15 protein-coding genes are annotated in these 21,228 nt (G+C 65.6%); 6 read left to right on the forward strand and 9 right to left on the reverse strand.

Annotation, left to right across the window (positions count from 1 at the left end; genetic code table 11):
• Positions 1–69: 69 nt before the first annotated feature.
• The gene (locus ACYPXD_RS05920) at positions 70–1,371 is read right to left on the reverse strand and encodes an FAD-dependent oxidoreductase (protein WP_459708513.1); all 1,302 of its coding nucleotides are present in this window, start codon (positions 1,369–1,371) and stop codon (positions 70–72) included.
• A 349-nt stretch (positions 1,372–1,720) separates the two neighbouring features.
• Here ACYPXD_RS05920 and purL point away from each other — a divergent pair, with 349 nt between their 5' ends.
• On the forward strand, positions 1,721–5,824 hold the full coding sequence (gene purL / locus ACYPXD_RS05925) for a phosphoribosylformylglycinamidine synthase (RefSeq protein ID WP_459708515.1): 4,104 nt from the start codon (positions 1,721–1,723) through the stop codon (positions 5,822–5,824).
• 151 nt (positions 5,825–5,975) lie between these two features.
• On the opposite strand, the gene ACYPXD_RS05930 is transcribed toward purL, so the two are convergent.
• The 7 genes from ACYPXD_RS05930 to ACYPXD_RS05960 form a co-directional block, all read right to left on the reverse strand.
• A complete protein-coding gene (locus tag ACYPXD_RS05930) occupies positions 5,976–7,397 on the reverse strand; it encodes a virulence factor family protein (protein WP_459708517.1) in 1,422 nt (473 codons plus the stop codon).
• Positions 7,398–7,402: 5 nt separating this feature from the next.
• Complete coding sequence (gene mprF / locus ACYPXD_RS05935) at positions 7,403–10,018, reverse strand: bifunctional lysylphosphatidylglycerol flippase/synthetase MprF (protein WP_459708519.1); 2,616 nt, start codon at positions 10,016–10,018, stop codon at positions 7,403–7,405.
• Between the two features lie 377 nt (positions 10,019–10,395).
• Complete coding sequence (locus tag ACYPXD_RS05940; protein WP_459708521.1) at positions 10,396–11,178, reverse strand: peptidylprolyl isomerase; 783 nt, start codon at positions 11,176–11,178, stop codon at positions 10,396–10,398.
• A gap of 183 nt (positions 11,179–11,361) precedes the next feature.
• A complete protein-coding gene (locus ACYPXD_RS05945; RefSeq protein WP_459708524.1) occupies positions 11,362–11,676 on the reverse strand; it encodes a BolA family protein in 315 nt (104 codons plus the stop codon).
• 4 nt (positions 11,677–11,680) lie between these two features.
• A complete protein-coding gene (locus ACYPXD_RS05950) occupies positions 11,681–12,211 on the reverse strand; it encodes a septation protein A (RefSeq protein ID WP_459708526.1) in 531 nt (176 codons plus the stop codon).
• Between the two features lie 111 nt (positions 12,212–12,322).
• A complete protein-coding gene (msrB, locus tag ACYPXD_RS05955; RefSeq protein WP_459708528.1) occupies positions 12,323–12,766 on the reverse strand; it encodes a peptide-methionine (R)-S-oxide reductase MsrB in 444 nt (147 codons plus the stop codon).
• Between the two features lie 60 nt (positions 12,767–12,826).
• Positions 12,827–14,398 (reverse strand): protein adenylyltransferase SelO, encoded by a 1,572-nt coding sequence (locus tag ACYPXD_RS05960; RefSeq protein ID WP_459708530.1) that lies wholly within the window; start codon positions 14,396–14,398, stop codon positions 12,827–12,829.
• Positions 14,399–14,559: 161 nt separating this feature from the next.
• On the opposite strand from ACYPXD_RS05960, the gene ACYPXD_RS05965 reads away from it, so the two are divergent.
• The 4 genes from ACYPXD_RS05965 to ACYPXD_RS05980 all read left to right on the forward strand — a co-directional run bounded on the left by ACYPXD_RS05965 (position 14,560) and on the right by ACYPXD_RS05980 (position 20,226).
• Positions 14,560–16,275 carry a 3-(methylthio)propionyl-CoA ligase gene (locus tag ACYPXD_RS05965; protein ID WP_459708532.1) on the forward strand — a complete coding sequence of 572 codons (1,716 nt, stop codon included), beginning with the start codon at positions 14,560–14,562 and terminating at the stop codon, positions 16,273–16,275.
• 175 nt (positions 16,276–16,450) lie between these two features.
• The gene (locus ACYPXD_RS05970) at positions 16,451–18,541 is read left to right on the forward strand and encodes a 3-hydroxyacyl-CoA dehydrogenase NAD-binding domain-containing protein (protein ID WP_459708534.1); all 2,091 of its coding nucleotides are present in this window, start codon (positions 16,451–16,453) and stop codon (positions 18,539–18,541) included.
• An 84-nt stretch (positions 18,542–18,625) separates the two neighbouring features.
• Positions 18,626–19,312 carry a bifunctional nicotinamidase/pyrazinamidase gene (gene pncA, locus ACYPXD_RS05975; RefSeq protein WP_459708734.1) on the forward strand — a complete coding sequence of 229 codons (687 nt, stop codon included), beginning with the start codon at positions 18,626–18,628 and terminating at the stop codon, positions 19,310–19,312.
• A gap of 23 nt (positions 19,313–19,335) precedes the next feature.
• Positions 19,336–20,226 (forward strand): DMT family transporter, encoded by an 891-nt coding sequence (locus tag ACYPXD_RS05980; protein WP_459708736.1) that lies wholly within the window; start codon positions 19,336–19,338, stop codon positions 20,224–20,226.
• Between the two features lies 1 nt (position 20,227).
• On the opposite strand, the gene ACYPXD_RS05985 is transcribed toward ACYPXD_RS05980, so the two are convergent.
• Positions 20,228–20,728, reverse strand: coding sequence for an LEA/WHy family protein (locus ACYPXD_RS05985; protein WP_459708536.1), 501 nt, complete (start codon positions 20,726–20,728; stop codon positions 20,228–20,230).
• Between the two features lie 67 nt (positions 20,729–20,795).
• Between ACYPXD_RS05985 and ACYPXD_RS05990 the strand changes: the two genes are divergently transcribed.
• Positions 20,796–21,209 carry an addiction module antidote protein gene (locus ACYPXD_RS05990; protein ID WP_459708538.1) on the forward strand — a complete coding sequence of 138 codons (414 nt, stop codon included), beginning with the start codon at positions 20,796–20,798 and terminating at the stop codon, positions 21,207–21,209.
• Positions 21,210–21,228 lie beyond the last annotated feature (19 nt).

Raw genomic sequence — 21,228 nt, forward strand, 5'->3', positions numbered from 1 at the left:
CCCCCAAGCCCCCAAGCCCCCAAGCCCCCAAGCCCCCAAGCCCCCAAGCCCCTTAGCGACCCGCACGCCTCAGTGCCTGAACCGCTCCGGCGCGAGCGCTGCCACCGTCTCCTGCGGCAAATCGACCGCACGGCCCGAGATCGCGTCGGCGATCAGCTTGCCCGACCCGCACGCGAGCCCCCAGCCGACCGGCCCATGCCCGAGATTGACGAAGAGCCGCGGATGCAGTGCATTGCCGGTCACCGGCAAGCCGTCCGGCGACAGCAGCTTGATGCCTTCCCACGGCAGCGCCTGCGAGATGCGCGCGGCGCCCGGCACCCAGTCGTGGGTCGCCTGGCCGAGCAGCGCGAGCGCTTCTTTGGTCAGCGGTTCTCCCAGCGGCTTGTCGGTTTCGCGCGCGCTTTGCAGCACCGCGCCGCCGGCAATGCGCAACCGGTGATTGCTGCGCGTGATCGTAATGCGCTTGACCGCATCGATGACCGTCATATGCGGTGCGAATTCCTCGCGCGCGATCGGCGCGACGAGGTTATGCAGCCGCAACGGATGCAGCGGCAACTGCAGGCCCAGGCGATCGAGCAGCGGCAAGCTGCCGACGCCCGCCGCGACGACGATCGCATCGGCGCCGATCACGTCGACTTCGCGCGAACTGACGGGGTCGCCGGGCCGCGGCGCGAGTTCGACGGCCGCGCGCTGGCTGTCGAGCCGAATCGCGGTGACTTCGCGGCCGAACTGGAACTGCACGCCGCCTTGCGTATCGAGTGTCTGCTTGACGAGCTTGGCGAAGAGCGGGCAGTTCGCCGTGCGCTCGTCGCGAAACAGCACGCCGCCCGCGAACGGCGGATCGGCCGGCACCGAATGCTCGAGCGCCACGCACTCGCTCGGCGTCAGCACGTGATGCGGCACTTCGAACTGGCGCAGCAGTTCGAGCGCGGGCTTGATCTGTTCCCACTCGTGCTGCGTGCGCACCAGATACAGCTGGCCGTTCGACTGCTCGAAGTCGAGGCCGAAGCGCGCTTCGATATCGGCAAGCGCGTCGCGTGCCGATTCGATCAGCGGCCGCAGCCGGGTGTATTGCCGGGAGAAAGCGTCGGGCGCCTGCAAGGCGGCGAGACGCTTGACGAAGTCGCGTGCCGCGCCGTTAAAGCCGGTCTTGCGGATGATCCCGTTCTTCGCGTCTTTCCGGTGCGGCATGAAGGTGGGGCCGAACCAGACATCGAGCGAAGTGGGCAGCACGGTGCCGCCGTGGCCGTAGGTCGCGCCTTGCGCGACGGTCGCGTGCCGCTCGACCACGCAGACCCGGTGACCGGCCGCGCGCAACTGATAGGCGGTGGCGACGCCCACGATCCCGCCGCCGATGACAATGACATCCATATTGTGTTTCGTATTGCCGGCGGGAACCCCGATGGCCCACGCGGCGCGGTGGCCTGCGCTGCCGCGCCTGTCTGATGAAAGGCCGCATGATAGCAGCCAAAGCGGGGGCGTCGCACGAGCGGCGCAGCGCGGCGATGCATGACGGGTCAGTAAGCGAGCCGGACCGGTCGTGTATCGGGCACGGCAGAGGTCCGATTCGGGCGCCCTTCCGGGTTATAATCTTGGACTTCTCTTCGCCCCGACGGCGCCTCGGATGCGCGATCCGCGAACCAAGCAGGACGTACCAGGATCGGCAGCTTTGCGGCAACCCAAGGGGCCACCCGACGTAAAGTCAAGCACCGTCAAGTCCATGGCCCACTTCTCGTGTTTTCCCGGCGCTTCGGCCCTCTCTGATTTCCGTCAAACCCGTCTGCTCGACACGCTCACCCGCATCGACGCGAATATTGTCGGCGTGCGCGGTCAGTATCTGCACTTCGTCAATGCGCAAACGCCGCTTTCGGGCGAAGACAGCGCGAAGATCGAGGCGCTGATGCACTACGGCGACCCGTTCGAAGCGGGCAACGACAAGGGCTCGGTCGAAACCTTCCTGGTCGTGCCGCGGTTTGGCACCGTGTCGCCGTGGGCGAGCAAGGCCACCGATATCGCGCACCACTGCGGCCTGACGCATGTGCGGCGCATCGAGCGTGGCGTCGAATACACGGTGGTGCTCAAAGGCGGGCTGCTCGGCGGCAGGAAAGTGCTGTCCGATAGCGCACGCGAGGCCGTCGCCGCCGCGCTGCACGACCGCATGACCGAAAGCGTCGCGCCGTCGCGCGACCATGCGATGCATCTGTTCGACGAACTGCCGGCCAAGCCGCTGCTCACGGTCGACATCCTCGGCGATGCCGGCGGGGGCCGCGCGGCGCTCGAGCGCGCGAACGCCGAACTGGGCCTCGCCCTCGCCGGCGACGAAATCGACTATCTCGTCGACGCCTTCACGAAGCTCGGCCGCAACCCGACCGACGTCGAACTGATGATGTTCGCGCAGGCGAACAGCGAGCACTGCCGCCACAAGATCTTCAACGCGCAATGGACGATCGACGGGCAAGCGCAGGATATGTCGCTGTTCGCGATGATCCGCAACACCGAGAAGCTCAATCCGCAGGGCACGATCGTCGCGTATTCGGACAACTCGGCGATCATGCAGGGCGCGCAGGCTGAGCGCTGGTTCCCGCGTCCCGCGCAACCGGACGGTGCGCTCGCGGAACACTACGGGCGTCACGTGGAACTCACGCACACGCTGATGAAGGTCGAGACGCATAACCACCCGACGGCGATCTCGCCGTTTCCGGGCGCGGCGACCGGCGCGGGCGGCGAGATTCGCGACGAAGGCGCGACCGGCCGCGGCGCGCGGCCGAAGGCGGGTCTCACCGGCTTCACGGTGTCGAACCTCGATTTGCCCGATGCGCGCGAGTCGTGGGAAAACGAGCGCGACGCCACGCAGCCGGTCGGCCACCGCAATAGCGCCGACCAGCACGGCGCCTACGGGCGTCCGGACCGCATCGCTTCGCCGCTGCAGATCATGATCGACGGACCGCTCGGCGGCGCCGCGTTCAACAACGAATTCGGCCGCCCGAACCTCGGCGGTTATTTCCGTACCTACGAGCAAAATGTCGCCGGCCGCGTGCGCGGCTACCACAAGCCGATCATGATCGCGGGCGGCATCGGCAATATCTCCGATGCGCATACGCACAAGCACGATCTGCCCGAAGGGTCGCTGCTGATCCAGCTGGGCGGCCCCGGCATGCGTATCGGCATGGGCGGCGGCGCGGCGAGCTCGATGGCAACCGGCACGAACACCGCGGAGCTCGACTTCGATTCGGTCCAGCGCGGCAATCCGGAAATCGAGCGGCGCGCGCAGGAAGTGATCAACGCGTGCTGGCAGATGCGCGAGCGCAATCCGATTCTCAGTATCCACGACGTCGGCGCGGGCGGCCTGTCGAATGCGTTCCCCGAACTCGTCGATGGGGCGGACAAGGGCGCGCATTTCGAGCTGCGCAAGGTGCCGCTCGAAGAGAGCGGTTTGTCGCCGCGCGAGATCTGGTCGAACGAAGCGCAGGAGCGCTATGTTCTCGCGATTGCGCCGGCCGATCTGGCGCAGTTCGAAGCGATTTGCGAGCGCGAGCGTTGCCCGTTCGCGGTGGTCGGCACGGCAAGCGCGGAACGCCAGCTGAAGCTGACCGACAGCGACGCTCGAGCGCGCGACGGCGAGACGCACGAGCCCGTCGATATGCCGATGGAAGTGCTGCTCGGCAAGGCGCCGCGCATGCATCGCGACGTCAGGCGCGAATCGGCCGCGCTGCCGGCGGTGGACCTCACGCATGTGTCGCTGAACGACGTCGCGGCGAGCGTGCTGCGTCATCCGACGGTCGGCAGCAAATCGTTTCTGATCACGATCGGCGACCGTTCGGTCGGCGGCGCGACCGTGCGCGACCAGATGGTCGGGCCGTGGCAGGTGCCGGTGGCCGACTGCGCGATCACGACGATGGACTACGCGGGCTTCCACGGCGAAGCGATGACGATGGCCGAGCGCACGCCGCTCGCCGTGATCGATGCGCCGGCGTCGGGCCGCATGGCGGTCGGCGAAGCGGTGACGAATATCGCAGCCGCGCCGATCGCATCGCTCGACAGGCTGAAGCTGTCGGCGAACTGGATGGCCGCCTGCGGCAGCCCCGGCGAAGACGCGGCGCTGTACGACACGGTGAAGGCGATCGGCATGGAACTGTGCCCGGCGCTCGGCATCGGCATTCCGGTCGGCAAGGATTCGCTGTCGATGCGTACGAAGTGGGACGAGAACGGCGTGGCGAAGGAAGTGGTCGCGCCGGTGTCGCTGATCATCTCGGCGTTCGCACCGGTCGACGATGTGCGCAAGCATCTGACGCCGCAACTGCGCCGCACCGACGACGCCGGCCACGCGCTCGACACGGTACTGATCGCGATCGACCTCGGCCGCGGCAAGAACCGCATGGGCGGCAGCATTCTCGCTCAGGTCACGCAGCAGGTCGGCGATACGGTGCCCGATGTCGACAGCGCGGACGACCTCAAGCATTTCTTCGAAGCGATCCAGGCGCTGAACGGCGAGGGCAAGCTGCTCGCGTACCACGACCGCTCGGACGGCGGCTTGTGGGCGACGGTCTGTGAAATGGCGTTCGCGGGGCACCTCGGCGTGTCGCTGAACGTCGATATGCTGACGCTCGATCCGAACCACGAGTTCGACTACGGCGACGCGAAAGACTGGGCGAAACAGACGAGCGGCCGTCGCGAAGACCGCACGTTGCGCGCGCTGTTCAGCGAAGAATTGGGCGCGGTCGTGCAGGTGCGTGCCGACGAGCGCGATGCGGTGCTCGCGACGCTGCGCGAATACGGCCTGTCCGCATGCGCGCACGTGATCGGCAAGCCGAACGGAAACGACACGATCGAAATCTATCGCGACGCGAAGAAGATCTACGAAGCGCCGCGCGTCGAATTGCAGCGCGCATGGAGCGAAGTGAGCTGGCGCATTTCGCGTCTGCGCGATAACCCCGCGTGCGCCGACGCCGAATACGACGCCTTGCTCGACGCAGCCGATCCGGGCCTCGCGCCGCAACTGAGCTTCGACCATGCGGAAGACGTGGCCGCGCCATATATCGGTAAAGGCGCGCGGCCGCGTGTGGCGATCCTGCGCGAGCAGGGCGTCAACTCGCACCTCGAAACCGCGTATGCATTCGACCGCGCGGGTTTCGACGCGCACGACGTGCATATGAGCGATCTGCTCGCGGGCCGGGCCTCGCTCGCGGACTTCGCGGGCGCGGTGGCTTGCGGCGGCTTCTCGTACGGCGACGTGCTCGGCGCAGGCGAGGGCTGGGCCAAGACCATCCGCTTCAATGCGCAACTGGCCGATATGTTTGCCGCGTTTTTCGCCCGCCAGGATACGTTCGCGCTTGGCATCTGCAACGGCTGCCAGATGATGAGCAGCCTCGCCTCGATGATCCCGGGCGCCGAGGCGTGGCCGAAGTTCACGCGCAACAAGTCCGAAAAATTCGAAGCGCGGACCTCGCTCGTCGAAGTGCAGGTGTCGCCGTCGATTTTCTTCGCCGGCATGGAGGGCTCGCGCATTCCGGTGGCGGTCGCGCACGGTGAAGGCTTTGCGGACTTTTCCCAACAGGGCGACGCATCGCGTGTCGCGGTGGCGATGCGCTTCGTCGACCATCGCGGTCAGCCGACGCAGCAGTATCCGTTCAATCCCAATGGGTCGCCGAACGGCATCACGTCGGTGACGACGCCCGATGGCCGCTTCACGGTGCTGATGCCGCACACGGAGCGCGTGCATCGGACCGTGCAAATGAGCTGGGCGCCTGGCCAATGGGCCGCGGCGAACACGGACGGCAGCCCGTGGATGCGCGTGTTCCAGAACGCGCGGAAGTGGTTGGGGTAACGCGAGTGATGGCGCGCGCGGAGCTAATCCGGGCGTGCCCGCTTACCGGGTGTGCTTTGCCGCCGGGCGGGCCGCACGTTACTCGCGGCGCGCACTGCCGGTGCGAGTAACGTGCCACTGCCCGTGCAGCGCTAGCGGGCGCGGCTAGCCGCTAGCCGCGCGCCGCAATCTGCTTCTTCCAGCTCTCCACGATGTGCTTCGCCAGTTCATCATAGCGTCCGCCAAAATGATGATCCCCTTGCGTACGCACGAGTTCGATACCCGTCTTCGATAGCGACGGACATAACGTATCGGTCTCTCCCTCGCCGTACACGCACTGGATAATCGCCGGCGGCATCTTCGCCAGTTCGGGCTTGACCGGCAGTGCGTTGCCGCTCGCCGGCATGCCGAGCCACCCGGTCACGCGAATCTGAAAATCGGCATCGGGCGCAAAGCCGAGCAGCGACACAAACGACACCTTTGCGCGCAACGCGTCAGGCAGCCGGTTATAGGCGAACGGCATCACGTCCGCCCCGAACGAATAACCGACGAGCGCAATCTGGTTCGTGTGCCAGCGCGCGCCATAGGTCTTCAGAACGCGGGCAAGATCGTGACTCGTCTGCGCGGGCGTCTTTTCGCTCCAGAAGTAGCGCAGCGAATCCCAGCCGATTACCGACACGCCTTGCCGCTGCAGCGATTCGGCAATCGTCTTGTCGAGATCGCGCCAGCCGCCATCGCCCGACATCACGACGGCGAGCATGCCGGTCGGATGCGCGGCGGGCAGTTCGATCAGCGGCAGGTCCGACACGTCCTCTTCGTGCGCCGTGTCGACGCGCAGGTACGGTTCGGTCAGCGCGGCAAGACGCGATGCCTTCGTCATGCCCGGCGCGAACATGCGACGTGTGGAGCGGGCATTATTCGGCTGCGCGGCGGCGGCGGAACCCGACGTCGATGCGTCGGCACCGCTGCTATTGCTGCTGCGATCGGCGCTCGTTACCCCTTGCGCCAGAAAGCCGGGCAGCCCCGTGCCACGGCTCAAGGTCGGATCAGCCGGACAGGGCGCGAAGCGCTTGTCGAGCGCGCCGTTGGCGTCGAGCGACACCGCACCCGCAATCGTATTGGCCGGAGCCTGCGCGAGCGTACGCTCGGCGAGCAGCGCCCCTTCGCCGGTGCCTGCCATGATCGGCGAGAAATAGCGGCTCGACTGCACCTGGCGTTCGAGCTGATGTCCGATTTCTTCCGCATCGCTATAGAGGTTATGGCAGTTTTCCTGTTTCCCGGCGGCAAGCTTTGTCGCGTAGCGCGCCGTATCGACGCCGACGACAAATGCGCCGTTACGCGCAAGCGCATCGGCTGCCTGCTGATCGGACGCCGCCCAGCCGCCGGCTTCCGAAAACAGCACGACAAAGCCGCGCATTTCGCCGGCCGGCTTCGTCACGGTGACGTCGCCATAACGGCCGCCCGCGACGGTCGTGACCGTGTCGGCGTGCGCGGCGGACACCAGCGGCCCGACCGGCGCCAACGCGATCGATGCGGCAAGCGCTGCGCAAGCGGCATGCGCAACCGGTTTCAACGTCCCGTCCTTCAACCGCATACCCCTCATGACCTTGCGCCTCCCGCCAGCCGCGACAGATCCGCGAGCGTCAAAAACACGCTCATCGACCCCGACGCCGCGAGATAGCGCGGCTCCCAGCGCGGCTGGAACTTGTCCTTGAAACTGCGCAGCCCGCGGAAGTTGTAGAACCAGCCGCCGAAGCGCCATGCGAGCGCCGCGCCGCGATGCAACGGCGACGCGAGCGGCGTCGGCCGCATGCCCGACAGCGGCGCGACGCCGAGACTCAGCGAGCGGAAGCCTGCGTTTTTCAGATGCAGCGCGAGCTGCGTGAACAGATATTCCATTGCATAAGGCGAAGCGCCGGGCAGATGGCGCATGACGCCAACCGTCGCTTCGGTATTGAGGTCCGTGGTCATGAACGTGACGAAGGCAAGCGGCTCGCCGCGCTGGCGCAATAGCATGACCGACTGCGCGGCGAGATAACCGGCCGTGAAAGCCGCCACCGAAAAGCTCTTCTCGCGCGCGACGCGGTTCGCGAGCCATGCATCCGATATTTCGCGCAGAACGGGCAACGCATCGGGCACGCAAGTCGGCTCGATCACGTCGATCGAAAAGCCGTCGCGCTCGCCGCGCTTGAGCGCGTAACGCAGATGCGCGCGGTGCGAGCCGGCGAGTTCGAACGCCGGCAGCGCGATATGCGCTTCTTCGCCGAGTTTCATCAGCGTGAGCCCCGCGTCGAGATAGAGCGGCAACGCGTCGGCGCGGACCTGATAGAACGCCGCGCGGCCGCCGTGCGCATGCGCGAGCGCAACGAAACGCTGGATCAGCGCGGGCCATTCGCTGCGCGGCCCGACCGGATCGTGCAGCGCGGCCCACGTGCGCCCGCGTTTCGCGTACATCAGAAAGGCGTTGCGCGACTCGGAAAAGAGGAAACTCTTGTCGCCCATCATCGCGAGCACCGCGTCGCTGCGCTCCTGCGCGCGCACGACGCCGGCTGCTTCGATCAGGTCTTCTTCGGCGGGCTTTTCGAAGCGGCCGGCGGCCGGCCGCAGCAACTGCCAGCACGCGAGCGCCGCTGCAAACAGGCCTGCGGCGAGCGTCGCGCGCAGCGCGCGCGGCGCGCGCTCGTCGAAGGCGAATTGCCACCACAGGTGCCGCGAGTACTCGACGTCGCGAAACGCGAAGAACAGCACCCACACCGCCAGCGCGATCACGATACCGACCGAAGCGAGCCATCCCGGCGTAAAGCGCTCGGTGAACAGCGACGAATGGCGGTCAAAGCGCGGGCGCGTCGCGAGCAGCAGCGTGATCAGCACGCACAGCACGCCCGTTTCGACGAACGCGAGCCCTTTCGCCAGCGACAGCGCGAGGTTCAGCGCCGCGACGATCAGCGCCAGCCACCAGGCGGCATCGAGCCGTCGCAGAAGCCCACGCGCGACGAACAGCAGCAGCACGCCGAACAGGCTCGCGAGCATCTGCGAGCTCTCGAGCACCCACAGCGGCAACACCGTCTGAAGAATCGCAATGCGCTTCGAGAACGCCGGCGTCGCGCCGGAAATGACGAGCATGCTGCCGACCACGAACGTGCAGATCGCCAGGAAGAGCGGCGCGAGCTGCGACACGCTTTGCGCGCCGCGCTGCGCGAGCTCCGACGCGAGCGCCTTTTTCTGCGCGTGGCCTTCGAAAACCGCGAGCACGCCCGCGGACAGCACGAGCGGCACGCCGAAATAGATCGCGCGATAGGCGAGCAGTGCGGCGAGCATATGCGGCGTCGGCACGCTCGAGCCCAACGCATACACCATCGCCGCTTCGAACACGCCGACGCCGCCCGGCGTATGCCCGATCATGCCGAGCAGCAGCGCGGCCGCATAGACCGTCACGAACTGGACGAAGCCGACGTGCGCGCCTGCATGCGGCAGGAGCGTCCAGAGCGCGAGGCCGGCCGCCACGACGTCGACAACCGCGAGCGCCAGTTCCGCGACCAGATCGCGGCGTGCCGGCACGGTGAATGCAAGCGCGATGCGCGTCGACAACTGCACGCGACGCGGCGCCGGACGGCAAGCCAGCATCAGGGCCGCGAAGCCGGCGAGCAGGGCGCCGCCGATCATGCGCAGCATGCCGGGCGCGAGGTGGGTCATGCCGGCAAGCGTCGGCGCATCGGCGACCATGCCGGCCGCCGTCATCAGCGCGAGGGCGAGCGCCAGCGTGACGCTCGTGAATACCGTCATCTGGCCGACCTGCACGGGCGTGACGCCGGCGACGCCGTACACCCGGCAGCGCACCGCGCCGCCCGTCAGCGCGCCGAAGCCCGTGGCGTTGCCGAGCGCCGAGCCGACCGTCGCGCCGACCCACAGCGGCGCGCGCGGCACGCTTGCGCCGACGTAGCGCAGCCCCACGGCATCGCGCCCGACGAGCGCCACGTAGCTTGCCGCAGTGGCCCCGAGCGCACCGGCCCATTCGGTTGCAGACAGATGACAGAGCTGGACCACGACCGAACGGTAGTCGACCGTTTGCGACAGATGCTGGAAGACGACCAGCAGAAGCGCGCAGACGCCGAGCGCGATGGCGGGAACGAGACATTGGCGCCAATACTGCGCGCCAGGCAGGCGCCTTACGCGTGCGAGAACGCGTTCGAGGCTGGATAAGTCAGTGTCATGCATGTGTTCAGAGCATGGGGATCCGCGTTGCTGCGCCGCACCCTCGAACACCCGAATTTCGAGGCATGATTTCCGCGGCGCGCGGCGAATCCTTTACATCGTTTTTATGATCGAGGGCGCGAGCCGACTGCGGCATAGGCCATCAAGCGTTGTGTGGTGCGGCTCTTTACCCGTACCGTTGTGCAAATAGTGAGTAAAGACTGCAAACGGGTATAACGGCCGCCTGGTTGACCGGCTTTAGAAAATTGTCTGGATTTGTTTGAAAAACGTAAGGATCGAGCGACCGGCACGCCCATAAAGCAAAAACCCCATGCTCGGGAAAGCATGGGGTGATCAGGAAACGGCTGAAAACGCCGCCGCGCTTGGGAAAGCGCGCGCGCTTACTGGATCTTCGCGTTCTTGCGCAGGTTCTCTTCGAACGCCTGCAGCTTTTCCTGCTGCATCTGCTGGACGATCTGCGGCTTGACCTGTTCGAGCGGCGGCGGCGGAGTTTCGCGCACGTCGTCGACGCGGATAATGTGCCAGCCGAACTGCGTGTGCACCGGGGTATCGGTCATCTGGCCTTTCTGCAGCTTCTCGGCCGCCGTCGCGAACTCGGGCACGTAGGCCTTCGGATCGGACCAGTCGAGGTCGCCGCCGTTCTTGGCCGAGCCCGGATCCTTCGAGTATTGCTTCGCGAGGTCTTCGAAGCTCGCGCCGCCCTTGATCTTCGCGATCAGGTCCTTCGCCTGCTGCTCGCTCTCGACGAGGATGTGATGCAGGTGATATTCCTTGCCGCCGCCCGCTTCCTTGACGAGTTCGTCGTACTTCGCCTTGACCTCGGCGTCGCTCGGCTGGTTGCTCTTCACGACGTCTTCGATCAGCGCGCGCAGCACGACCGTCTGCTGCGCGACCGCGACCTGGGCCTTGACGTCGGGACGCGAGGGCAAGCCGCGGCGTGCTGCTTCCTGCATCAGGATCTCGCGATTGATGAGTTCCTCGCGCACCGCCTGCTCGAGATGCGGCGAATCCTGCTGACCTTGTGCCACGAGTTGTTGAACGAGCGCATCGGCACGGGATTTCGGAATCGGCGTGCCGTTCACGACGGCGATGTTCTGTGCAAACGCGGGAGCCGCCGCGCACGCGGCCAGCAAGACCCAGTAGCGGGTGTTTTTCAAGGTCATCGGAAGTTCCTAATGGAGCGGACTAACGGGGGCTAACGTAACGTGGGTGAATAGCGGCGGCCGATCAGCGTGACTTCGAAGGTACTAGCCAGAGCGATACGCGGAACCACGCACGAGGCAACGCGCCGGGCTCATCAGGCAACGCGCCGGGCTCACGAAGCAACGCGGGCTAATACGCAGGGACTAATGCGGCAGCTGCCTGAATTCTTGCGGCGTGTAAGCCGTGATTGCGAGTGCGTGAATGCCGCGCTGCATGGCATCGGCCAGCGCATCATACACCAGGCGATGACGCGCGACGCGCGGTTTGCCCGCGAACGCGGCGGCCACGATCGTCACGCTGTAATGGCCGCCCGAGGCGGCTCCGGCGTGTCCCGCGTGCTGTGCGCTGTCGTCGCGCACGGCGATCGATTCGACGGGGGCGAGCGCGGCCGCGAGCCGCGCTTCGATCAATGCGATGCGTTCGGCCGGCGTGGCGTTCAGGAATGCGTCTGCGCTCATGGCGTCACTCTTCTTTCATATACTTCGCGAGCCACAAGCTCTGCCCGACGATAAACACGATCAGGCAGCCGGTCGCGCCGAACAGCTTGAAGTTGACCCACGTGTCGGTCGAGAAGTTGTACGCGACGAACAGGTTCAGTATACCGAGCAGCACGAAGAACACGGCCCAGACAATGTTGAGATGCCCCCAGATCCGGTGCGGCAGCGTAATCTGTTTGCCCATCATCGCTTCGATCAGGTTCTTGCTGAACGCGAACTGCGAGACGATCAGCACGACCGAAAATGCCCAGTAAAGAACCGTGGGCTTCCATTTGATGAAGGTGTCGTTGTGCAGCACGAGCGTGGCGCCGCCGAATACGGTGACCACGCCCAGGCTGATCCACAGCATCGGATCGACCTTGCGATGGCGGAACGCCACCCACGCAATCTGCACGAGCGTCGCGCCGATCGCCACCGCGGTCGCGGTGAAAATGCCCCAGACCTTGAATGCGACAAAAAACAGGATGATCGGGAACAGATCGAACAGGAATTTCATTATCAGGTCGGAGGAATCCGCTGGCGAAGCGCACATTGTGCGCGCATCGCCACGCGGGTTGCGGAACGGGCGGCCTGAGCCCGGACTTTCGCCGACGCCGTACGGGCCGGCTTACTTGGGGTCGAATTGTAACGCAGCCGAATTGATGCAGTAGCGCAGGCCGGTCGGCGCCGGACCGTCCTCGAACACATGGCCCAGATGCGAGCCGCAGTTCTTGCAGCGCACTTCGATGCGCAGCATGCCGTGCGAGCGGTCGGTGCGTTCCTCGATCACTTCGCCGTTGAGCGGCTTGAAGTAGCTGGGCCAGCCGCAGCCCGCGTCGAACTTCGTATCGGATTCGAAAAGCGGCGTGCCGCACGCGACGCAATCGTAGATGCCGCGATCCCAGTGGTCCCAGTAGCGGCCCGTGAACGGACGCTCGGTCGCCGCGTGGCGCGTCACCTGGTACTCGGTCTCGGACAACTGCTTGCGCCACTCGGCGTCGTCTTTCTGTACAGGGTATTCGTCGGTTTCGGCGGAGGTCTTCGCGGGGTGGTTCAGATCGTCTGCGTTCATGGTCGGGTCCTGAGGAGAATGCGGGTCGGGCAATAAGGCGGACTATGAAGCCGTAGCCGCTTACGACGAACAGCTGACTTCGAGCGAACCCGCCCAATCGGGCGGCAACGCCGCATACGCAGCATGCTCGGGCTGTTCGTCGAAAGGCCGGCGCAGCACCGCCGCAAGCCGTTCGACTTCGGAAAAATCTTTTTCCTTCGCGAGGCGGATCGCCGTTTCCGCAAGGTGATTGCGAAGCACGAATTTGGGGTTCACGCGGTTCATTGCAAGCGCGCGCGATGTGTCGTCGCGTGCTTCGTGTGACAGCCGCGCGCGATAGTCGTTCGCCCATGCATCGAAGGCGGCGCGGTCGAGAAAGAGGTCGCGCGCAAACGCATCGCCGCTTGCGCCGTGTTTCGACATCCGCGCGAGATGGCGGAACGTCAGCGTGAAGTCCGCGCGGTTCGCATGCATGATCTCGAACAGTTTGTTGGCGAGCGCGTCGTCGCCGTCACGCGCGGTTTCGAGGCCGAGCTTGTCGCGCATGCGGGCCTCGAGGGCCGGCGCAAAACGTGTCTTGAAGCCTTCGAGCACGCGCTGCGCGTCTTCGACGGAACGCTCGCCGCGCCGGCTTTCTTCATACCGTGCGCCGAACAGCGGCAGCAGCGCCTGCGCGAGACAGAACAGATTCCAGTACGCGATCTGCGGCTGCATCCGGTACGCATAGCGGCCTTGCGAGTCCGAGTGATTGCAGATGTGATTGGCGTCGAAGCCGTCGATAAAACCGAACGGGCCATAGTCGATCGTGAGGCCGAGGATCGACATGTTGTCGGTGTTCATCACGCCGTGGCAGAAGCCGACCGCCTGCCATTGCACGATCATGTCCGCGGTCGAGCGCACCGCTTCGTCGAGCAGCGCCAGATACGGGTCGTCGGCTTCCTTGCAGGCCGGGTAGAAGCGTTCGATCACATGGTCGGCGAGGGCGGTCAGCGCATCGATGCGGTCGTTTGAATAGAAGTGCTCGAAATGGCCGAAGCGCACGAAGCTCGGCGACACGCGCGTCACGACAGCCGCGGTTTCCATTTCCTCGCGCCGCACGGGCTGGTCGGAGCCGGTCACGCACAGCGCGCGCGTCGTCGCGATGCCGAGGTGATGCATGGCCTCGGAGCACAGAAATTCGCGGATCGACGAGCGCAATACCGCGCGGCCGTCGCCCATGCGCGAATACGGCGTGCGGCCGCCGCCTTTCAGCTGTAATTCGAAGCGCTTGCCGGCGTGTTCGACTTCGCCGAGGCCGAGCGCACGGCCGTCGCCGAGCTGGCCGGCCCAGACGCCGAACTGATGGCCGGAGTAGACCGAGGCATACGGCAACGCGGCCGCGGGCCATGCGCGCGTGGTGTTGCCCGAGAAGAATTCGGCGAAGCCGGGCTCGCTTGCGAGCGAGGCGGGAAAGCCGAGCAGCGCCGCGCATTCCGCTGAAAAGCCGACCCCGTACGGCGCGGGCAGCAGCGCGGCGGGCAAGCGGGTCACGAACGCCGGGCCGAGCCCGGCGAACGCGCCGTCGCGCTGGCTGGCGATCGCCGCCGTGACTGTATCGAGCGGACCCGACGCGGCGGCTTCGGGAAGTGCTGCGGTGCCTGGTGAAAACGTCATATTGAGTGCCTCTTTAATAGCCGATATTGTAAATCCGCGTGTCTGGCGCTGCTGGCCGCGTATTTGCTTCGCATAGGCCATACCTTGGCACGGGAATAAAAACTGCGGCTTTCGCGAAGTGACGATCATCAAAGCAACGCACCAGGACGGGGACCCTACCCATGACGCCGTCGCTGCAAGGTCAGATGATGGATGTGCCGCTGACCGTGTCCGCGCTGCTAAGACACGCGGCGCGGTTCTATGGCTCGGTCGAAATCGTGTCGCGGCGTATCGAAGGCGATCTGCATCGTTATACCTGGCGCGACTGCGAGCGGCGCGCGAAACAGCTCGCACAGGCGCTGATCGCGCTCGACGTGCAGCCGGGCGAGCGGATCGCCACGCTCGCCTGGAACGGCTACCGGCACCTCGAAACGTATTACGGCACGACGGGCATGGGCGCCGTCTGCCATACGATCAATCCGCGGCTTTTTCCCGATCAGATCGCGTTTATCATCAACGATGCGCGGGATTGCTACGTGCTGTTCGACATCACGTTCGCGCCGCTGGTCGACGCGCTCGCGCCGCAATGTCCGCACGTGCGCGGCTGGATCGCGCTCACCGACGACGCGCATCTGCCCGACATGCGTACGCGCGCGTCAAGCGATGTGACGAGCGATGCAGCGGGCGATGCAGCGGGCTATGTAACGAGCTATGAAGCGCTGATCGCGCCGCACGACGGCGTGTACGAATGGCCGCTTATCGACGAGCGCAGCGCGTCGTACCTTTGCTATACGTCCGGCACGACCGGTCATCCGAAAGGCGCGCTGTACTCGCATCGATCGACGGTGCTGCATGCGTACAACGCGGCGCTGCCCAATGCGATGGCCTTGTCGGCGCGCGACGTCGTGATGCCGGTCGTGCCGATGTTCCATGTGAACGCCTGGGGCCTGCCGCACGCGGGCCCGCTGTCGGGCTCGAAGCTCGTGTTTCCCGGCAAGGATCTCGACGGACGGTCGCTCTACGAGTTGATGGAAGCGGAACGGGTGACGTACTCGGCCGGCGTGCCGACCGTCTGGCTCGGCCTGCTGGCGCATATGAAGGAAACCGGCGCGCGTTTTTCGACGCTCGAACGGACGGTGATCGGCGGCTCCGCGTGCCCGCCCGCGATGCTGCGCGCGTTCGAGGACGACTACGGCGTCGAAGTGATTCACGCCTGGGGCATGACCGAGATGTCGCCGCTCGGCACGCTCGTCAAGCTGACGGGCGAAGAAGCGCAACGCCCGGCCGCCGAGCAGCGTGCGCTGCGCGAGAAGCAGGGGCGGCCGCTCTTCAACGTCGATATGAAGATCGTCGGCGACGATGGCCGCGAATTGCCGTGGGACGGCGTATCGTTCGGCGATCTGCATGTGCGCGGGCCGTGCGTGATCGAGCGCTACTACGGCGCTGACACGTCGCCGCTGATCGACGGCTGGTTTCCAACCGGCGATGTCGCGACGCTCGATGCCGACGGCTTCATGCATATCACCGATCGCAGCAAGGACGTGATCAAGTCCGGCGGCGAATGGATCAGTTCGATCGACCTCGAGAACATCGCGGTCGCGCATCCGGCCGTGGCGGAAGCCGCGTGCGTCGCCGTCGCGCATCCGCACTGGACCGAGCGGCCGCTGCTCGTGGTCGTCAGGCGGCCGCACGCCACGCTGACGCGCGACGAATTGCTCGCGTTCTATGCGGACAAGGTCGTCAAATGGTGGATTCCGGACGATGTCGTGTTCGTCGACGAATTACCGCACACGGCGACCGGCAAACTGCAAAAGCTGAAGCTGCGCGAGCAGTTCCGCGGCTATGTGCTGCCGTCCGTGCTGACCGATACGGAATGTCCGTTGACACCGCGGACTTGAATTGAACGATCGTTCTGGTCTGTGTATCCTTCGTGCTCATAAAACGTTCGCGGCGAATCGCGGACAATGACCGGTAGGTTTCGCCGCAACCGCGCGAATGCAATGCGTCCGTTATGCGCATCGCGGGTTCTGTGCACGCGGTATGCGGCTCCCCGGTCGGAACGGAGGCACGCAGATGGCAGTCGATTACGCGACGCACGACGGCGTGGCCGTCATTACATTGAACAATCCGCCGGTGAACGGTCTTGGCCACTCGACGCGCGCGGGCATTGTCGATGGACTCGAGCGCGCGCAGCGGGATTCGAACGTGACCGCGATCCTGCTGACCGGCGCCGGCAAGGTGTTCTGCGGCGGCGCCGATATCACCGAATTCAACACGCCCAAAGCGACGCAGGAGCCGATGCTCGGCACGCTGATTCGCGCGCTCGAAGGCAGCGCGAAGCCGGTCGTCGCGGCGCTTCACGGCGTGGCGATGGGCGGCGGTCTCGAACTCGCGCTCGGCGCGCATTATCGTGTCGCCGCGCATGGCACGCAGATCGCGCTGCCCGAAGTGAAGCTCGGCATTCTGCCCGGCGCGGGCGGCACGCAACGTTTGCCGCGCGCGATCGGGTTGCCGCGCGCGCTCGATATGATCGTGACGGGGACGCCGGTCATATCCGAAGCCCTCGCGGACACCGCGCTATTCGACAAACTCGTCGAAGCTGATTTACTCGACGCCGCGCTCATGTTCGCGCGCGAAGCCGGCGCGCGGCCCGGTCCGCACCCGACGTTGCGCGACCGCGCGATCGGGAGCCACGAGGCGGCAGCGGCTCATCTCGCTTCCGCGCGCAAACGCATCGCCGAAACCGCGAAGCACTTCCCCGCACCGCATCGATGCATCGATGCGATCGAAGCCGGCGTGTTGCACGGGTTCGACAGAGGTCTCGCGTTCGAGCGCGAATGTTTCGTCGCGCTCGTGCCGTCGCCCGAAAGCCGCGCGCTGCGCCATGCGTTTTTCGGCGAACGCGCGGCCAGCAAGATTGCCGATGTGCCGGCCGATACGCCGACGCGCAATGTCGCACAGGTCGCCGTGATCGGCGCGGGCACGATGGGGGGCGGCATCGCCATGAGCTTCGTCAATGCGGGTTTGCCGGTTACGCTGATCGACGCGACCGACGAAGCGCTCGAGCGCGGTCTTGCGGCAATCCGCGGGAATTACGACAACACTGTCAAAAAAGGCAAGCTCGCGGCCGAGGCGGCGGAAGAACGGCTGGCGCGCATCACGCCGTCGCTGTCGTATGACGATCTGAAGCAGGCGGACCTGATTGTCGAAGCGGTATTCGAAGATATGAACGTGAAAGAGCAGGTGTTTCGCCGCATCGACGCGCTGGCGAAACCCGGCGCGATGCTCGCATCGAACACATCGACGCTCGATCTGAACCGCATTGCCGCGTTCACGCAGCGTCCGCACGATGTGGTCGGCATGCACTTCTTCAGTCCGGCGAACGTGATGAAGCTGCTCGAAGTCGTGCGCGGCGAGAAAACGGCGAAGGATGTGCTCGCCACCGTCATGAAGCTGGCGAAGAAGATCGGCAAGACGGCGGTCGTCGCGGCGGTGTGCGACGGCTTTATCGGCAACCGGATGATCGAGCAGTATGTGCGCCAGTCGTTCTTTATGCTCGAAGAGGGCGCGCTGCCCGCGCAGGTGGATCACGCGATCGAGGCATTCGGCTTCGCGATGGGGCCGTTCCGGATGAGCGACCTCGCCGGCAACGATATCGGCTGGGCGATTCGCAAGCGCCGTTATCGCGAGCACCCGGCGCAGCGCTATTCGACCGTCGCCGACCGCTTGTGCGAGATGGGCCGCTTCGGTCAGAAGACCGGCGGCGGCTGGTACGACTACAAGGCAGGCGCGCGTACCGCCTATCGATCGACGCTCGTCGACGACATGATCGTCGCGCATGCGCGGCAAGCGGGCGTCGCGCGGCGTGAGTTAACCGATGAGGAGATCGTCGAGCGCCTCGTCTATGCGCTCGTCAACGAAGGCGCGAGGATTCTGGACGAAGGCATCGCCGCGAAAGCGTCCGACATCGATATGGTCTATCTGACCGGCTATGGCTTTCCGCTGTGGCGCGGCGGACCGATGTTCCATGCGGACACGGTCGGTCTCGCCGAGGTGGAGCGTGCGATTCGCCGTTATGCGGCGGCTCAACCGAATGGCGATGCCTGGGAAATCGCGCCGGGCCTCGTCGAGCGCGCGGCACAGGGACGGCGCTTCAACGGCTAGGCAACGGATAAGACGACGGGCAAGGCAGCGGCTAAAACAACGGGAGAGGCGAGAGCAAGCATGGAAACGGCATCGAAATACAGAATCAACCCGACCGAAGACGTATTGCTGGTGGTCGATCTGCAAAACGACTTTATGCCGGGCGGCGCGCTCGCAGTCGCGCGCGGCGACGAGATTGTGCCGATCGCCAACCGGCTCGCGCGTCTTTTCACGCACGTCGTGCTGACGCAGGACTGGCACCCGCGCGAGCATATTTCGTTTGCCGCGAATCATGCGGGCCGCAAGCCGTTCGAATATATGACGCTGCCGTACGGCGAACAGGTGATGTGGCCGGTGCATTGCGTGCAGGAGACGCCGGGCGCCGCGTTTCATCGCGACGTCGATATTCCGCACGCGCGCGCGATCATCCGCAAGGGGCATCACCAGCATGTGGACAGCTATTCGGCATTCGTCGAAGCGGACCATGCGACGCCGACCGGGCTGACCGGTTACCTGCGCGAAACCGGTGTCAAACGCGTCTGGTGCTGCGGGCTAGCGACGGACTTTTGCGTCGCATGGTCGTCGCTCGATGCGCGTGCGGCGGGATTCGATGTGATGGTCATTGAAGACGCGACGCGCGCGATCGACCTGGACGGCTCGCTCGATGCGGCATGGCGCGAGATGCAGGCGGCTGGCGTGCAGCGCGTGCGCGCCGCGGATCTGCCCGGCGAACGGCCTGCGGAGTCGGCCACGGGTTTTCCGGCGGCATCGCATGCTCATTTGCCTGACTAATAGAGGCGCTGCTTCCCGTGTCCATTGCCATTTCCCGTCCGCATGCCGTCGCGGCGCGCAGCATCGGGCAGATTCTGCTTGCGATGTTCTGCTTCGCACTTGTCGACGCACTGGCGAAAGCGGTCGCGCGCGACTATCCGGCCAACGAGCTCACGTTTTTCCGCATGCTGTTCGGTCTGGCGCCGGCACTCGCGATGTGCCTGCGCGGCACGCCGTTGCGCGAGCGCCTCAGAACGCTGAGCCTGCGCCGGCAGACGTTGCGCGCACTCACGCTGCTCGTCACGCTGGGGCTGTTCTTCGCGGGGCTGCCCTATGCGCCGCTTTCCGAAGCCGTCGCGATTCTGTACTCGGAGGCGCTGTTCGTCACGGTGCTCGCACCGCTGCTGCTGAAGGAATCGCTGCGCCGCCGCGATGCCGCGGCCGCCGCTATCGGCTTTATCGGCGTGCTGCTGATTGTGCGGCCGACCGGCAATCACTCGAGCTGGATCGGCCCGCTGCTGCTGATTCTGAGCGCGATCACGGGCGCGCTGTCGATCATCCAGATCAAGCGCTTCGAGCCAACCGAAGATTCGAGCGTCGCGGTGCTGTATTTCACGCTGATCGGCATGCTCGTCAGCGGCTTGTCGCTGCCGTTCCTGTGGCGCACGCCGACGTTCGAGGCGCTCGCGCTGATGGCGCTGATCGGCGTTCTGGCGGGTACCGGTCAGATCCTGATGACCGTCGCGTTTCGCGATTCGAGCGCCAGCGCGCTTGCCCCGTACAACTACACGACCATCGTCTGGGCGACGCTGTTTGGTTATCTCGCGTGGGGCGAGACGATCGGGGCCGTGTCGTTGGCCGGCATCGCACTCGTGGTGGGCAGTTCGATCGCGGTCGCCTTGCGCGGCAAACCGGTTGACGCGCCGACCGTGTGAATCACGAATCGGCGCCGCCGATATACGGGAACGGCACCGACAGCGACCCCTGGTCGGTAAAGCGCGTGCTGCCGGTTATGCCGGTACCGGCCAGCCGTCCACGCAGGATGTATTCGATCTGGCCGTATTGCGAGCGGTCGACGAACACGAACATCTGATGGAGCACGGCGAGCGCCGGGACGGTAACCGGCACGCTGACGACCGTTTCGCCGAACGCCGGCACGCTGCCGGACGCGGGGCTCACGCCGGTCGCGAACGGCTTGCCGTTTACCTCGAGATCGACTGAAACGCCGCTGAAACTCACGGACGAGCTGCTCGGGTTCTGAATGCGCAGCTTCATGTTGAAGCGCACTTCCATGCCCTGGCTGTCGAGCGGTTCGAGGCCGGCGACATTCACGCGCAGCGGATCGCTGCCGAACCACGTGGCGCAGCCCGCCAGCGTGGCCACGGCCAGCATGGCAACAACGCAGCGGACGAACCTGACGACGCGATCGGAGTACATGGCCGGCACCTCGGCGAAAGCGGGATTGTGCCGGCCATTGTAGTCGTGACCGCGGGGTTTGGGCGCGATGCGGTTACTGCCCGACGCGCTCGCGTCTGGAGACGAAAATGCAGTGCTCGCCGCACTCAGGGAGATTGCCAAGGCGCGCGGCATGGCGAAGGTAGCGGCCGATGCAGGCGTGCAATGCAAGAGTCTGTACAAATCGCTCAATAAAGGCGCCAAACCGCGCTTCGAGACGATCCTGAAAGTTGCCGGAGCGCGCGGCGCCCGGCCGGTCATAGAATTCAACCCGTCCTATGCGCCGTTACCGGAGGAGGCCAAGCGTGCGGCCCGCGCCGCGAGAACGACGGCGTCGGGCCCGACAGCGCGCAAGCCCCGTCAAAAGTCGAAGGCCGGACAGGGCGTCAAGACTGAAAAACCCGCTGGATCCCGGGGCACCCGCAAGGCTCATCGGGAATCGGCAGGGGAAGCGCTTGCATGATGGCGCGCGGAGCGGGACT

This window comes from Paraburkholderia sp. 2C (assembly GCF_054589215.1).

What these genes read in the sequence shown, in the direction of transcription:
- ACYPXD_RS05930 (WP_459708517.1), bottom strand. Translation starts at nt 7,397, where the DNA reads ATGCGGTTGAAGGACGGGACGTTGAAACCGGTTGCGCATGCCGCTTGC.
- ACYPXD_RS05940 (WP_459708521.1), bottom strand. Translation starts at nt 11,178, where the DNA reads ATGACCTTGAAAAACACCCGCTACTGGGTCTTGCTGGCCGCGTGCGCG.
- ACYPXD_RS05965 (WP_459708532.1), top strand. Translation starts at nt 14,560, where the DNA reads ATGACGCCGTCGCTGCAAGGTCAGATGATGGATGTGCCGCTGACCGTG.
- purL (WP_459708515.1), top strand. Translation starts at nt 1,721, where the DNA reads ATGGCCCACTTCTCGTGTTTTCCCGGCGCTTCGGCCCTCTCTGATTTC.
- ACYPXD_RS05960 (WP_459708530.1), bottom strand. Translation starts at nt 14,398, where the DNA reads ATGACGTTTTCACCAGGCACCGCAGCACTTCCCGAAGCCGCCGCGTCG.
- ACYPXD_RS05970 (WP_459708534.1), top strand. Translation starts at nt 16,451, where the DNA reads ATGGCAGTCGATTACGCGACGCACGACGGCGTGGCCGTCATTACATTG.
- mprF (WP_459708519.1), bottom strand. Translation starts at nt 10,018, where the DNA reads ATGCATGACACTGACTTATCCAGCCTCGAACGCGTTCTCGCACGCGTA.
- msrB (WP_459708528.1), bottom strand. Translation starts at nt 12,766, where the DNA reads ATGAACGCAGACGATCTGAACCACCCCGCGAAGACCTCCGCCGAAACC.
- ACYPXD_RS05945 (WP_459708524.1), bottom strand. Translation starts at nt 11,676, where the DNA reads ATGAGCGCAGACGCATTCCTGAACGCCACGCCGGCCGAACGCATCGCA.
- ACYPXD_RS05985 (WP_459708536.1), bottom strand. Translation starts at nt 20,728, where the DNA reads ATGTACTCCGATCGCGTCGTCAGGTTCGTCCGCTGCGTTGTTGCCATG.
- ACYPXD_RS05920 (WP_459708513.1), bottom strand. Translation starts at nt 1,371, where the DNA reads ATGGATGTCATTGTCATCGGCGGCGGGATCGTGGGCGTCGCCACCGCC.
- ACYPXD_RS05950 (WP_459708526.1), bottom strand. Translation starts at nt 12,211, where the DNA reads ATGAAATTCCTGTTCGATCTGTTCCCGATCATCCTGTTTTTTGTCGCA.
- ACYPXD_RS05990 (WP_459708538.1), top strand. Translation starts at nt 20,796, where the DNA reads ATGCGGTTACTGCCCGACGCGCTCGCGTCTGGAGACGAAAATGCAGTG.